Raw genomic sequence first — 14278 nt, 5'->3', positions numbered from 1 at the left:
CCTATAGAATTATTTTGTTAGATTTTGATAGTCTCGGTAAAATTATGTTATTATAAAGAATATAAACGCCGATTTTTCAAAAAATTCCCTATAACTCTTATCCTATAGCCTGTTCCAAATCGGCTATCAAATCGTCTTTATCTTCAATACCCACACTCAAACGGATCAAGGCATCGACCACCCCGCTCTTTTCCCGCTCGTCTTTGGGTATACTCGCATGGGTCATACTTGCCGGATGCCCCGCCAAACTCTCCACCCCTCCCAAGGATTCGGCCAAGGTGAACAATTTAAGCCGCTCAACTATTTTTATAGCCTCCTTATAACTACTGCCCTTGCTTACAAAGGAAATCATGCCCCCGTATCCGTTCATTTGACTTTTGGCGACTTCATGATTGGGGTGGCTCTCAAAACCGGGCCAATACACCTTTTCAATTTTAGGGTGGTTTTCCAAATATCGCGCAATGGCTTCGCCGTTCTCACAATGGCGCTGCATGCGCACATGTAATGTTTTTATACCTCTCAAAATCAAAAAACTATCCATAGGTCCACATACCGCGCCACTAGCATTCTGGATGAAGTATAGTTGATCTGCCAGTTCTTTGTTCTTAACGACCAAGGCCCCCGCGACTACATCGCTATGTCCGCCTAAATATTTGGTAGCGGAATGCATAACGACATCCGCCCCCAAATCCAAGGGAGTCTGCAAATACGGTGTGGCAAATGTATTGTCTACCGCCAATAGCACATTGTGTTTCTTGGCAACTGCGGCCACCGCCTTTATATCTATAATATTCATCATAGGGTTGGTCGGGGTCTCGACCCAGATCAACTTGGTATTTCCCGTAATGGCCGCTTCTATGGTATCGGTATCTTGCATGCCGACAAAATTGAATTTTATGCCATATTTCTCGAATATCTGCTTGAACAATCGATAGCTTCCACCGTACAAGTCGTTTGTTGAGACCACCTCATCACCTGGGCCCAGTAATTTTATAACCGCATCAATAGCCGCCAAGCCACTGGCAAAGGCCAAACCATAGGTGCCATTCTCAATACTGGCCAATGAATTTTCCAATGCCGTTCGGGTGGGGTTGGCACTTCGCGAATACTCGTAGCCCTTATGTCCGCCAGGAGTGGTCTGTGCATAGGTAGATGTTTGATAAATAGGAGGCATAACAGCGCCATAGGCCTTATCTGGTTGCTGCCCTCCGTGTATTGTCTTACTGTTAAATTTTAACGTTTTTTCGCCCATTTTTTATATTTATTCGTTCAAATCTATCATTATCTTTGATGCTGGACAATCCAGCATATTTTTATTCCACCCCAACTAAATTCCACTATGAGAACCCAAGTTACCTATATCATTTTACTTTTGGTATTAGTCGGCTGCCAAAAAGAAAACAAACTGACCTTTGAGACCTTAAACCTCGATGAAACACGCTGCTCGGAGTGTCCGACCGTCGAAATACAGATTCCAAAGGCCCTTGAGAATTCAAAGATGGCCAAGACCATCAATACCGCCCTAAAAGAAGAAATCATTGAGACCCTCAATTACGACGATGAGCTAGAGGCATCATCGATAAAAGATGCCGTTGAAGCTTTTAGCAATGGTTATTGGGAGCTTAAAAAGCTATACCCCGAAGAGGCTACCCGTTGGGAGGCCAATATAGAAGGTAAGGTGTCGTATGAAGATAACGACTTTCTTACCATTGAGCTAAATTCCTATATTTTCACCGGAGGTGCCCATGGTTATGGCTCTCAGCGTTTTTTAAATTTTGACAAGCACAAAGCCAAAGAACTGGAGAACTGGCAACTTTTTCATGACCGTAAAGATTTTGAAAAGTTTGCCGAACAAAAATTCAGGGACCAAGAGCACATCCCCCAAGACAGTCCGATCAACAGTACCGGGTTTATGTTCGAGAGCGATGTATTTCATTTGCCTGAAAACATCGGGTTTACCGAAGAAGGCATAAAGTTGTTGTACAACCCCTATGAGGTGGCGTCCTATGCCGATGGCCCCATAGTTCTAACCTTACCATTCCCTGAAATAAAACCGTATTTGGCCAAAAACAAATCGTAAATACTACTTCCCTGCCACTTTGAGCAAGGCGATAATGGCAGCGGCATGCAATCCTTCGTGATACAAGTTAAAGACAAGTGCATCTTCAGCCGATGTTAAGGTGACCCCCGCACTGGTAGTATAGGTAGTATAGTCTTGAAAAAGGCCTGCCTCGTAATCTTCCTTGGCCCATTCTACCGTAGAGATCAAGAAATCGGCAATGAGCTTCATTTCTTCCTCGGTGGCGGTTCCATCAGGCTTGGTACCTTTCATAAACTTTTCAACAAGCTCACCGGGAACCCGCATTTGAAGCTTACCCAATTTGTACACCAATACTTGTGTAGTTATTACGGTATGGGCAATATTCCACCAAACGTTATTGTTGAAACCCTCGGGTATTTCAAGCAGTTGCTCCTTAGGGGTTTCCGTCAGTATTTTATAAAGGCGTTTTCTGTTCTCTAAAGTAACATCAAAAATTTTCTCCACGGCAATACAATTTTAATAGTAGGCCCCAAAAATAGTACAATTGAACTGAATTGGGTTTCTTTGCAAAGTGAATTTATGTTAAGAAGAATGAAAAAGATTTACTACCTCTCCACCTGTGACACCTGCAAACGCATACTCAAGGAATTAGCGCCCTTAGATGGCATCGTCCTTCAAGATATCAAAACGGAGGCCATGACGCCCGAACAGGTAGAACAAATGCAAGCACTTGCCGGAAGCTATGAAGCCTTGTTCAGCAAACGCGCCCGTCTTTACCGACAAATGGGGCTACATGAAAAGCAGCCTTCGGAAAGCGAGTTGAAAGATTTGATCTTAGCGCACTATACTTTTCTAAAACGGCCGGTCATCATTGTAGATGGGCAGATTTTTGTAGGGAACAGCAAAAAAACAGTTGAAGAAGCCAAAGCCGCCTTACACCATTGAGCCGGCGCACACTTGCTATATTGGCCGCCATTGGCGCGACCATAATCTACGCCTTGAACCATACGATTGCCAAAGGGGTAATGCCGAACCATGTACAGCCCTTTGGGTTTATCATGTTGCGGGTCATTGGCGCATCGATATTGTTTTGGAGCGTTTCGGTCTTTGGCCCCAGGGAAAAGATTGAAAAAAAAGATTATCCGAGAATGTTCATTTGCGCACTTTTGGGCATGGGCCTCAATATGCTGGTGTTCTTCAAGGGCCTTTCTTTATCCACTCCGATCAATAGCGCCGTCTTGATCACCACCACACCAATTATAGTGGTATTGCTCTCGTCCGTTTTGATTAAGGAAAAAATCATACCTCAAAAAATGATAGGTATCTTGATAGGCCTTTTAGGTGCACTTGGACTTATTTTTTTCGGAACGGAACTAAGGGCTGACGCCCCAAATATTCCCCTGGGAAATTTTTTGATTTTGATGAATTCCGTATTCTACGGTTCATATCTGATCGGGGCAAAAACCTTAATAGCCAAGTACCACCCCTTTACCTTTATGAAATGGCTTTTTACTATCGGCATATTTATCTGTCTTCCGTTCGGATATCACGAACTCATGGCCATAGACTGGCCTAACCTACCTTTTGAAGCCTTGTGGAAAATTGCATTTGTAGTTTTAGGAACTACATTTTGTACCTATTTATTCAATATTTTTGCCCTGACCCAATTAAAAGCCTCTACCTTAAGTGCCTTTGTATACGTTCAACCCTTAATAGGCATCCTCTTTGCGGTAGCCACAGGGCAAGACAAGCTTACGACACTCAAAATACTGGCTGGTTGCTTGGTATTTTTAGGCGTATACTTGGCCAGTAAAAAACCTAAACCAAATCCTTTGGAGCCTTAGCGAACCTTCTGGTATCTTCTTTGGTCAATACCTTAAACCCTTCAGCTTTTTCTATAGCGCTGAACTTTTCCAACAAATCATTGGTCAAACCGGTGAGCTTACGGGTCTTCAGGTCGATCCAGGCCCCCATCATTTCACAATGGGCAAAATTCCTTCCCTTGTAATCGTAAAAATTATGATGGAATTCAAAGAACTGTGCATCTTCGCTCATTCCCATAATTTCCATGGAAACCTTTACGGGCTTCCCGGGAAAAGCCTCTTTGAAGTAGTACATATGTTCGTAAAAAACCACCGGACCGATCTCTCTCTCCAGTAACGTTCGATGGCTAAAACCGATTTCGGTCAAATAACTCATCCGTGTGTGGCTCATAAAATTCAGATAAGCAGAATTGGCCAAATGCCGGTTTGCGTCAACATCGCTCCAGCGAATTTCAAACTCTTTTAGATACATATTTTGCGAATTAATTTCTTATGCATGCATAAGAATAGCAAAAATACCATAGTTTTGAAAAACAAAGGAATTTCTAGCCTTAAAGTTTACTGCTAATTTAATTCTATTTAAAACCGATACATATGAGTGCTAAACCTTCATTTATAGACGAATTGGCGCTGCCAGCTATTGCAGCCCCCATGTTTTTGATATCAAGCCCAAAACTGGTTGTAGAATGTTGTAAAAACGGTATTGTCGGAACATTTCCCGCCCTTAACCAACGTACTAGCGAGGGTTTTGAAGAGTGGCTTATCGAGATCAAGACCGAACTGGAAAATTTTGAAAAGGAAACCGGCAAGAAGCCAGCGCCCTTTGGCGTAAACCTTATTGTACACCCGACCAACCCTAGGCTCGAGGCCGATGTAAAACTCTGCATAAAACATAAAGTCCCCCTTGTCATCACCTCTCTCGGGGCGGTCTCCAAGGTGGTTGACGCGATTCACAGTTATGGCGGACTCGTATTTCACGATATCATCAAAAAACGTCATGCGGAAAAGGCACAGGAAGCCGGGGTCGATGGCTTGATCCTAGTTGCCGCAGGTGCAGGTGGGCATGCAGGTGCGACCAACCCAATGCCATTGGTTTCCGAAATAAAGAAATTTTTTCACAAGACCATCATCCTTTCAGGATGTATCAGTACGGGGCGCGATATTGCCTCTGCACTACAAATGGGTGCCGACCTGGCCTATATGGGCACACGCTTTATCAATACCGAAGAAAGCAAGGCATCTCCCGAATACAAGAAGATGATCATTGATGCCGGAGCCAATGACGTAGTCTATACGGCTGCCATTTCTGGGGTTCATGCCAATTTTCTAGGGGCAAGCCTAAAAGCGGCGGGACTGACCGAGGAAGACCTTAAAAAGGACAGGAAAATAGATTTTGGGAAAGAGCTCGATACCGAGGCCAAAGCATGGAAGACCATTTGGTCGGCGGGTCAAGGTTCTGCCTTGATCGACAATACGCTTCCGGTTTCCGAGTTGATTTCCCAACTAAAAAGCGAATTCAAATCGGCCATTGAAGAACAAATAAAGGTATTGGAAAAATATCCGAAGTAAAACCAATTCAGAATTTGCAAGGGACCCTCGTAAAATCAACTCTTTCGGCGGTCCCTTATTTTATCGACTAAGCTTTTACCCCTGCCGATTCCCTAGCCCTCAAATCGGCCAAAAATCGATGCACTTGGCTTACCGCCATCGACCCTTCGCCTACCGCGGAAGCAACCCGCTTTACGGAACCCTTGCGCACATCGCCCACCGCGAAAAAACCCGGTATACTAGTCTCTAGGGACTGTGGTTTCCGTTGGCTATAGATATCGCACATATACAGGTCCTCTTCATTAATTCCCGGCCCTGTACAAACAAAACCTTTTTCATCGGTGGCCACAATACCCTCCAACCATTCGGTACATGGTTTGGCCCCTATAAAAGTAAACAGGTTGGTAATGTTCATTTCGGTTTCTTGGCCATCCTTTTTACGCAATACAAGCGATTCCAAATGATGATTACCTTTCAATTCGGTTACTTGGGTGTTCAATTGTACGTAAATATTAGGTGCCGCCTCAATGCGCTGTACGAGGTAATCGCTCATTTTAGCCCCAAGGTCACCTCCCCGTAACACCACGTGTACCTCTTTGGCATAATCGGCAAGAAACAATGCAGCCTGACCCGCCGAGTTTCCTCCTCCCACAACACCTACCAATTCACTTTTGCATGCCGATGCGTTCATCCCCGTAGCGGAATAATACACCCCGCTACCTTCGTATTTTTGAATGGTATCAATAGGCAATTGCCGATAATTGGCTCCCGTAGCTGCCATTAACGACTTTGCCTTTATTACTTTTCCGTTAGTGGCCGAAAGCACAAAATGATTGCCCGTATGCTCTATTTTTTCCGCCCTATGGGGAATGGAAATATTACAGCCGAACTTCTGCGCCTGTACATAGGCGCGATTCGCAAGGTCACGCCCTGATATTCCCGTAGGAAAGCCCAAATAATTCTCGATTTTAGAGCTCTTTCCGGCCTGGCCTCCCGGGGCATTGCTATCTATGGTAACGACACTTAATCCTTCAGAAGCTGCATAAACACTGGCCGCCAAACCCGATGGACCTGCGCCGATGACCAACAGGTCGAATATCTTGTCTTCAAAATCCATCAACACCCCAGAAAAACGGGCTACTTCATCTAAAGAAGGTTTCATATGAAGCTGACCTCCATTACAGATCATAAGAGGCAGATCCTTTTCGGAAAGGTCAAAATTTTTGAGCAAATCATTGGCCTCCGAAGTTTGATCTACGTCTAAAAAGTTATACCAGATATAGTTCTTGTCCATAAAATCGCGAATGGCATAGGCTTCTTTTGAATTGCCCGACCCTACCAACTTGATACCTCCTACGTACTCGTTTAAAATAGTATCTTGGCGCTGCAAAAAAGCGTTGAGGAGCAAATCACTTAAATTACTATGTTTGGCTATGGCCTCTTTTAATTTATAGGGACTCACCCTAAGAAGTTCCGAACCCGCTTTGGCAACGGCCCTAAACTGCGCCCCACGATCGGACAACATTCCGCTATCTCCCGAAAACTCGTTCTTACCATGTACAACTATTACTTTTTGCTCATTGTTAGGGTCGAGTATGGCAATTTCTCCTTCGAGTACAACAAAGAAATCATACCTCAGTTGGCCTAAATCGAACACTACCGTTTTCTCGTTACAGCGTTCAATATTCCCATATCCCTTTAAAATGTTGACATGGCTTTGGGGCAATTGCGGAAATCTGGGATCATTCATAATTTAATATCTAGCAATTTGTTCATCTTCATAGCACCAAAGCCATCTTTCGTTAGGTTCCGCACTACTTATTACGGGGTGCCCACTTGAACGGGCGTGCTTGCTGGCGTGTCGATTGGGTGAGCTGTCACAACAAAGTGTTGTGCCACAGGTCTGGCAGGTACGTAAATGGACCCATCTATCCCTAGTTTTTATACATTCGGCACATTCCAGTACTTTTGCCTGTTTTACTTGTGTGACCTGATTTAAATGACCACATTTTTGGGCTAATTTTGACATGCTTAAATTTACAATAAAGTTTCACACGGCCGTTTTCTTTAATATCATTTTATATACCTTACCCAAATGCCTTTAGTTAGCTCACATTACAATCCCCCTCTTATATTTAAGAACGGACACCTCTCTACAGTATATTCCGGTCTTTTTAGACGCATAAAAGGAGTGCAGCAAACCCGAGAACGTATTGAGCTTGACGATGGGGATTTTATGGATTTGGACTGGAGCTATGCCGAAACCGCCTCAGAAAAAGTGGTGATACTATTGCACGGCCTAGAAGGCAATGCCCAACGCCCCTATATAACAGGAAGTGCCAAAGCCTTTAATGCCGATGGCATCGATGCATGCGCCGTAAATTTCAGGGGGTGTAGCGGTGAGACCAACCGCCTGTTTCGTTCGTACCATTCCGGCGCCACCGAAGACCTCGACGCCGTTGTTCAACATATCGTAAAAAACAAAAACTATTCTGAAATCTATATAAAAGGCGTTAGCCTGGGCGGAAATATGGCCCTAAAATATGCGGGAGAAGCAAGGGACTTGCCCCCTGAACTAAAAGCGGTAATCGGTGTATCGGTTCCCTGTGACCTTTACAGCTCGCTCAGAGCGCTCCTATCCCCCAACAACTACCTCTATGCCAAACGTTTCAAAAAACATTTGGTCGAAAAATTATATCCCAAACAAAAAATGTTTCCCAATAACATATCAATGAAGGATATCTCGAATATTAAAACCTTAAAAGACTTTGACGACATCTATACGAGCAGGGCACATGGTTTTAAAAACGCCATCGATTATTACCAGCAATGTAGTTGCCGACAATTCTTGCCCGACATTGAGGTTCCTACCTTAATCATCAATGCCAAAAACGATTCTTTTTTGGGCGAGGAATGTTATCCGGTGGCCGAAGCCAACAAAAACAGGCACCTGTATTTAAACCTTCCCGATTTTGGGGGCCACGTGGGCTTCGTAAGCCCTTCAAACTTTTATTACTCCGAAAAAACAGCAATTAAATTTGTGCAAGACATGGTTTAAATTTAGTGATTCGCTATATTAGTGCCGCAAACAAAAAGCCGCAATAAAGGCTTGAATATTGAAATAAGGCATAAAATGAAAAAACTATTAAGCGTATTGGCACTAGGTGCATTAATTGCCAGTTGTGGCGAAGAAAAAAAAGAAGAAAAAAAGGGCGGTTTTGAAATGAACCGTACCAAAACCGAAACCAAAGCGGTAGAAGCTAAATCCGAAGGTGTACCGGTAGACATGGACAACCAAGGTGTAGGGCCGTATAAAGATATTTCTTTTGATGCCGAAATCAATACCGAGTTGGCCACCGCAGGTGAAGCCAAATTCAAAGCAGTTTGTACCGCTTGTCATATGGCAGATAAACGTTTAATAGGCCCTGCATTAAAAGGTGTTTACGAGAGAAGAAATCCGGCTTGGGTTATGAATATGATCGCCAATCCTGATAAAATGTTGAAGGAAGACCCGATTGCAAAAGCACTTCTTAAAGAATACAACAACGCTATAATGTTGAACCAAAATCTTTCTGAAGAAGATACAAGAGCGGTTGCGGAATACTTGCGCACCCTTTAAGGTCGACATTTTTCATACTATTATGCCGTTATCCTTCCATCTTAGGGTAACGGCATACTTTTTTTGAATATATTAGAGGTTCTTAACCCATCCAAAAAAACATTTACATTGAAACTACTACGCCATTTTTTTACCGCCATTATTATTTTTTCGTGTACGGGCACGTCTTTTTCCCAAAAGATAAAGCCTAAGAAAGTAAAGGAAACCATGCAACGGGTTGCCGATTGGCAAATTGAGCACTTTGACGGATTGTACAGCGACCATAAGAAGCCACATCACCCATTGGACTGGACCAATGGCGCACTCTATGTAGGCATGGTCAAATGGGCCGCTATGGCCGACAACGACAGTTATTTCGAATGGCTAAAGAAGATAGGTGAAGAAAACGCTTGGCAATTGTACAGAAGAAAATACCATGCAGACGACCATACGGTTGGTCAAATGTATATTGAGCTGTATCGAAAATACAAAGACGAAAAAATGATTGCCCCTACCAAGGAGCAATTCAACTTTTTAATGTACCACCCCTCACAAAGTATATTAAATTGGGCTACCCCATACCACCAAGACCGTTGGAACTGGTGTGATGCCCTATTTATGTCTCCCCCTGTATGGGCCAAATTGTATAAGATTACGGGCGAAAAAAAATATCTCGATTTCATGCTTTCCGAGTTTAAGGCCTCCACCGATTTTCTTTTTGATAAGGAAGAAAGCCTATATTACCGTGACGAGCGATACTTCGACAAATTGGACAATGGCACTAAAGTATTTTGGTCTAGGGGAAACGGCTGGGTATTTGCCGGCCTTGTCAATATCATGAACGAACTTGACCCACAGAGTGAAGCCTACGCCTATTTCTTGGACATCTATAAAAAAATGGCCGAAAAATTAATTGCCATACAGACTTCAGAAGGCCATTGGGCCATGAGCTTGTTGGGACAAGAGTTTTACCCTACCCCAGAAACAAGCGGATCATCTTTTTACGTGTACGGCCTGGCATGGGGTATCAACAATGGGATACTGGACAAAAAGACTTACGAGCCGGCCGTAAAAAAAGGCTGGAACGCCATGGTAAGCTACGTAACAAAAGACGGTATGCTAGGCTATGTGCAACCTATTGGCGCAGCCCCAGGAAAAGCCTGGCCCGATAAAACCGAAGTATACGGAACAGGGGCCTTCTTAAGTGCAGGCTCTGAAGTATATAAACTTTACGGAGGGGAATAAACACCAAGGTATTATACAGGTCAAGGCCGCTCTAAATATTAGATTTCAATCTCAGGCTTGTCAACGGCAACCTTGTAGGTAGGATCCTCCATAACGTTAACGTCGATAATATCTTCGGCGTTCGCCAATAGACGGATACAATCTTTGCTAAGGTGGCGAAGGTGTACCTTTTTTCCAGCTTTGGCGTAACGCTCGGTGATCTTATTCAAGGCCTCTATACCCGACATGTCGGCCACACGGCTTTCCTTGAAGTCTATAACCACTTCCTTGGGGTCGTTCGTGATATCGAATTTCTCAGAAAACAAGGTCGTTGAGCCAAAGAATAAGGGGCCATATATTTCATAATGCTTTACCCCGTTTTCATCGGTATATTTTCTCGCCCGAATACGCTTGGCATTCTCCCAAGAGTAGGCCAATGCAGAAATAATCACACCTAATAGAACGGCAATGGCCAAGTTATGGGTAATGGCAGTAATCAAGGTTACCAAGACCATAACCACTACATCTGACTTTGGCATCTTTCCAAAAGTCTTAAAGCTCGCCCATTCAAAAGTACCGATGGCCACCATAAACATTAACCCGACCAATGCGGCCATAGGCAACTGTTCAATAAGGCTCGAACCGAACATAATGAAAACCAACAACATAATCGCCGCAGTAATACCCGATAAACGAGCTCTAGCCCCTGAAGAAGTATTGATCAAACTCTGACCGATCATAGCGCAACCGCCCATTCCCGACAAGAAACCGGAAAGGATGTTGGCCGTTCCTTGGGCCACACATTCTTTGTTTCCGCTACCCCTGGTATCCGTAATTTCATCGATAATATTCAGGGTCAGCAAACTTTCAATCAACCCAACACCTGCAACAATGGCGGCGTAAGGGAAAATTATACTCAGTGTTTTAAGCGTCATTGGCAATTGGGGAATGGACAATGGAGGAAAACCGCCTTTGATCGTTTCTCCTTCGCCCATGGTATCGGCCACGGTAAGCGTGTCAACGCCAAAACCGATAACTATTGCAGATACTACAACAATGGCCAACAATGAAGAGGGGATGGCCTTGGTCAACTTTGGAAAACCCCAAATGATAACCATGGTCAACAAAGTAAGTCCTAACATAATATACATAGATGCCCCGGTCAACAATTGATCCGTACCCTTTTGATAAAAATTGGGAAACTGTGCCATAAAAATGATAATGGCCAAACCATTAACAAATCCGAACATTACCGGATGCGGTACCAAGCGAATGAATTTACCCAACCTTAGTACACCGGCCAAAATCTGCAGTGCCCCGGCAATGATGACGGTAGCAAAGACATAATTTAATATGGTTTCGGGCTCAATACCCGGAAACGTGCGTTTCAACTCTAAAATTAATCCGACAAAAATTACGGCTACGGCGCCCGTGGCTCCGGAAATCATACCAGGACGACCTCCGAGAATAGAAGTTACCAAGCAAAGAATAAAGGCCGCATATAAACCCGTTAACGGAGAAAACCCCGGAATAAGTGCGAATGCAATAGCCTCGGGAACCAAGGCCAAGGCCACGGTAAGACCCGATAGAATCTCGGTCTTGTAATCTACCTTTTGCTTAAAATCGAATAAATTGAAATACTTCTTCACGACAGTAGGATTTTGAGCGGGCAAAAATACACCAAAATAACCTATAAGCCATAAACAAAGGGGTTAAATGCACTTGAAGACATCACAACCATAAATATTTGAATATCATAACATTAAATATGTATTTTATTTTCTTACAAAGGATAGGGCCGTAAGAAATATAACAGAAAAACCAAACCTATAAAAAAAAGAACCGCCCCAAGCATTGCTGCCCAGGGCGATTCCTAACTAAATAACCAACCAAAAAACGTTTATATATCTCTACTTCTTTTCACCTTCATAATGGGATTAGAAGTCTTTTTTCTCTTTTTTTCAACTGCGCCTTTTCCGGCTTTTAAGTACTGTTGATAGCCTCTTCCCCTAAACTCGTAAACCGTTTTGCTACGGGGGTGATATAGCTCGATAGTACTATCATTAATAACGTACAATTCAAAATAATCATTGCTCGATGAACGGTAGTCCAGTGTTAAAGTTTTGAGCGTTTCATCGTTTTCTATGTCATACACCGAGTAATTCCCTTCAAAATCCCACTGAAGGTCTACCAAGCGTGTTCCAGGGGCATCGATCGACGATCTAAAATAGCCCGGATTAAACTGTAAAAAGTTCTCGCTGTCAAATTCGTTCAATGCGCCTTCAAGACTTGTATAGGTTTTTTCCCATGCATCATATTCTTGCAAGAAATAGTTGATGTTATCATAGAACACCATGTCATAATCAAAGTTACCTACCTGGTATCCCTTTAAAAAATACGAGGTATCGGAGCGTGCATCATAGAGTTCTATGGTATTGCCGTTTACGGGAAATACATCCAACAACCATTGTCCGTCTACATCATGATCGATTTCCACGGCACCACGTAACGGATCGTAAAAGCCAACATCGATTCCAAAACCGTTTCCAGTCTTTCCTATCCCTACAATATTGTTGTTAGCGTACAAGGTACCTCGATCAAAGGAAACGGTAAACGCCCGTTGTAAAAAAGGAACCTCCCCATTTCCCCTAGTAGCATTTATATCAACATACCATAGGTCGTATGCGTGCAGCACTTGACTTGTATTGTATACGGGTTCATCTATATATTCATCTTCAACGATAACTTCAGTGTAGCATGACGTCATGAGAACGCCCATAAGTACGGAGGTCAAAAGTAGTTTTGCTTTCATAATCTTGGTATTATAGTTCACTCTTGAAAAATCAATCACCGTGCCAAGTTTTTTAACACTCTGTTAATCAATACATAAGGTTTCAATTTTTAAATTAACTAGTTTTGTATCCAGTGAAACCCCAATACCCACAACCAACCATACCATAGTAACTAAGTCATTTATCATAGCACCATGACCAAAAAATTTACAGTATTAGGCGGCGGAAGCTGGGCTACGGCCATTGTAAAAATGCTTTGTGTGAACCAAGAAAAAGTGGGTTGGTACATGCGAAATTCAGATGCCGTAGGTTTTATCAACATTCAAAAACACAACCCCAATTACCTAACATCGGTAACATTTGACACCGATAAACTTGAGCTTACCGACGACATCAACAAGGCGGTCAGCAATTCTGACATTCTCATATTCGCCATACCCTCGGCCTTTCTTGAGGGCGAGTTGCAAAAAATCAAAGGTTCGCTGAAAGATAAAATCGTGTTTTCGGCCATTAAAGGCATTGTACCCGAAACAGGATTGATCGTGGGCGAGCATTTTCACAAAAAATACGGAATACCCTTTGAGAACATTGGCGTTATTGCCGGGCCTTGCCATGCCGAAGAGGTCGCCCTTGAACGTCTGTCATACCTGACCATAGCCTGCGCAGATACGAAAAAAGCCGAATTTGTAGCCAAAAACCTAAGCAGTAGCTACATCAAGACCAAGACCACCAATGATATCATCGGTACGGAATACGCTGCCATGCTAAAGAACATCTACGCCATAGCGGCCGGTATAGCCCATGGTCTAGGCTATGGCGACAATTTTCAAAGTGTACTTATGAGCAATGCCATTCGTGAGATGAAACGCTTTACCAAGCGCATTCACAAAATAGACCGAAACATCAATGAGTCGGCTTATCTGGGAGACCTCTTGGTAACCGGTTATTCCACCTTTAGCCGTAACCGTATGTTCGGTAATATGATCGGCAAGGGATACACCGTAAAAAGCGCCCAAATGGAGATGCGTATGGTAGCCGAGGGCTATTATGCCACGGCCAGTGCCTATAAACTGAAATCAAGCTTCAAGAAGAAGGTCAAGACCCCGATAATCGATGCCGTATACGCCGTTCTCTACGAAGGAAAGAGCGCCAGTAAAGTCTTCAAGGGCCTTACCGATAAATTAGATTAAACATACAAAATATAGGTAAAAAAGAATCGGGTCGCAGTTTAAAACTACGGCCCGATTTCCAA

15 protein-coding genes are annotated in these 14278 nt (G+C 43.4%); 8 read left to right on the top strand and 7 right to left on the bottom strand.

Translation table 11 applies throughout. The features are described from left to right. Positions 1-97: 97 nt before the first annotated feature. Complete coding sequence (locus tag BW980_RS02500) at positions 98-1252, bottom strand: cystathionine gamma-synthase (protein ID WP_076453364.1); 1155 nt, start codon at positions 1250-1252, stop codon at positions 98-100. An 87-nt stretch (positions 1253-1339) separates the two neighbouring features. On the opposite strand from BW980_RS02500, the gene BW980_RS02495 reads away from it, so the two are divergent. Next, positions 1340-2080, top strand: a complete 741-nt coding sequence (locus BW980_RS02495; protein ID WP_076453363.1) for a DUF3298 and DUF4163 domain-containing protein — start codon at positions 1340-1342, stop codon at positions 2078-2080. A 3-nt stretch (positions 2081-2083) separates the two neighbouring features. Here BW980_RS02495 and BW980_RS02490 read toward each other — a convergent pair whose 3' ends face one another. After that, positions 2084-2545, bottom strand: coding sequence for a DinB family protein (locus BW980_RS02490; protein WP_076453362.1), 462 nt, complete (start codon positions 2543-2545; stop codon positions 2084-2086). 87 nt (positions 2546-2632) lie between these two features. On the opposite strand from BW980_RS02490, the gene BW980_RS02485 reads away from it, so the two are divergent. Both BW980_RS02485 and BW980_RS02480 read left to right on the top strand, forming a co-directional pair. Further along, positions 2633-2986, top strand: coding sequence for an arsenate reductase family protein (locus BW980_RS02485; protein ID WP_076453361.1), 354 nt, complete (start codon positions 2633-2635; stop codon positions 2984-2986). Then, positions 2983-3885 (top strand): DMT family transporter, encoded by a 903-nt coding sequence (locus BW980_RS02480; RefSeq protein ID WP_076453360.1) that lies wholly within the window; start codon positions 2983-2985, stop codon positions 3883-3885. The genes BW980_RS02485 and BW980_RS02480 overlap by 4 nt, the downstream gene beginning before the upstream one ends. Here BW980_RS02480 and BW980_RS02475 read toward each other — a convergent pair. Then, positions 3860-4336 (bottom strand): acyl-CoA thioesterase, encoded by a 477-nt coding sequence (locus BW980_RS02475; protein WP_076453359.1) that lies wholly within the window; start codon positions 4334-4336, stop codon positions 3860-3862. The genes BW980_RS02480 and BW980_RS02475 overlap by 26 nt on opposite strands. 122 nt (positions 4337-4458) lie before the next feature. Here BW980_RS02475 and BW980_RS02470 point away from each other — a divergent pair, with 122 nt between their 5' ends. After that, a complete protein-coding gene (locus BW980_RS02470) occupies positions 4459-5433 on the top strand; it encodes an NAD(P)H-dependent flavin oxidoreductase (protein ID WP_076453358.1) in 975 nt (324 codons plus the stop codon). Between the two features lie 67 nt (positions 5434-5500). On the opposite strand, the gene BW980_RS02465 is transcribed toward BW980_RS02470, so the two are convergent. Both BW980_RS02465 and BW980_RS02460 read right to left on the bottom strand, forming a co-directional pair. Then, positions 5501-7162: an FAD-dependent oxidoreductase gene (locus BW980_RS02465; protein WP_083690324.1), complete on the bottom strand. Its 1662-nt coding sequence runs from the start codon at positions 7160-7162 to the stop codon at positions 5501-5503. A gap of 3 nt (positions 7163-7165) precedes the next feature. After that, positions 7166-7441, bottom strand: a complete 276-nt coding sequence (locus BW980_RS02460; RefSeq protein WP_076453356.1) for a UBP-type zinc finger domain-containing protein — start codon at positions 7439-7441, stop codon at positions 7166-7168. Positions 7442-7507: 66 nt separating this feature from the next. Between BW980_RS02460 and BW980_RS02455 the strand changes: the two genes are divergently transcribed. The 3 genes from BW980_RS02455 (at position 7508) to BW980_RS02445 (ending at position 10255) form a co-directional block, all read left to right on the top strand. Next, complete coding sequence (locus BW980_RS02455; RefSeq protein WP_076453355.1) at positions 7508-8470, top strand: YheT family hydrolase; 963 nt, start codon at positions 7508-7510, stop codon at positions 8468-8470. Between the two features lie 75 nt (positions 8471-8545). Further along, a complete protein-coding gene (locus BW980_RS02450; RefSeq protein WP_076453778.1) occupies positions 8546-9031 on the top strand; it encodes a c-type cytochrome in 486 nt (161 codons plus the stop codon). A gap of 108 nt (positions 9032-9139) precedes the next feature. Next, positions 9140-10255, top strand: a complete 1116-nt coding sequence (locus tag BW980_RS02445) for a glycoside hydrolase family 88/105 protein (protein WP_076453777.1) — start codon at positions 9140-9142, stop codon at positions 10253-10255. 38 nt (positions 10256-10293) lie between these two features. Here BW980_RS02445 and BW980_RS02440 read toward each other — a convergent pair whose 3' ends face one another. Both BW980_RS02440 and BW980_RS02435 read right to left on the bottom strand, forming a co-directional pair. Then, positions 10294-11883 carry a SulP family inorganic anion transporter gene (locus BW980_RS02440; protein ID WP_076453354.1) on the bottom strand — a complete coding sequence of 530 codons (1590 nt, stop codon included), beginning with the start codon at positions 11881-11883 and terminating at the stop codon, positions 10294-10296. 251 nt (positions 11884-12134) lie between these two features. Then, positions 12135-13046: a nicotinic acid mononucleotide adenyltransferase gene (locus BW980_RS02435; protein WP_076453353.1), complete on the bottom strand. Its 912-nt coding sequence runs from the start codon at positions 13044-13046 to the stop codon at positions 12135-12137. Between the two features lie 174 nt (positions 13047-13220). On the opposite strand from BW980_RS02435, the gene BW980_RS02430 reads away from it, so the two are divergent. Further along, positions 13221-14216: an NAD(P)H-dependent glycerol-3-phosphate dehydrogenase gene (locus BW980_RS02430; protein WP_076453352.1), complete on the top strand. Its 996-nt coding sequence runs from the start codon at positions 13221-13223 to the stop codon at positions 14214-14216. Positions 14217-14278: the final 62 nt, after the last annotated feature.

Origin of the sequence: Zobellia uliginosa, assembly GCF_900156625.1 — a bacterium.
GTDB lineage: Bacteria > Bacteroidota > Bacteroidia > Flavobacteriales > Flavobacteriaceae > Zobellia > Zobellia uliginosa.
This window is presented reverse-complemented; position numbering and strand designations above follow the sequence as displayed.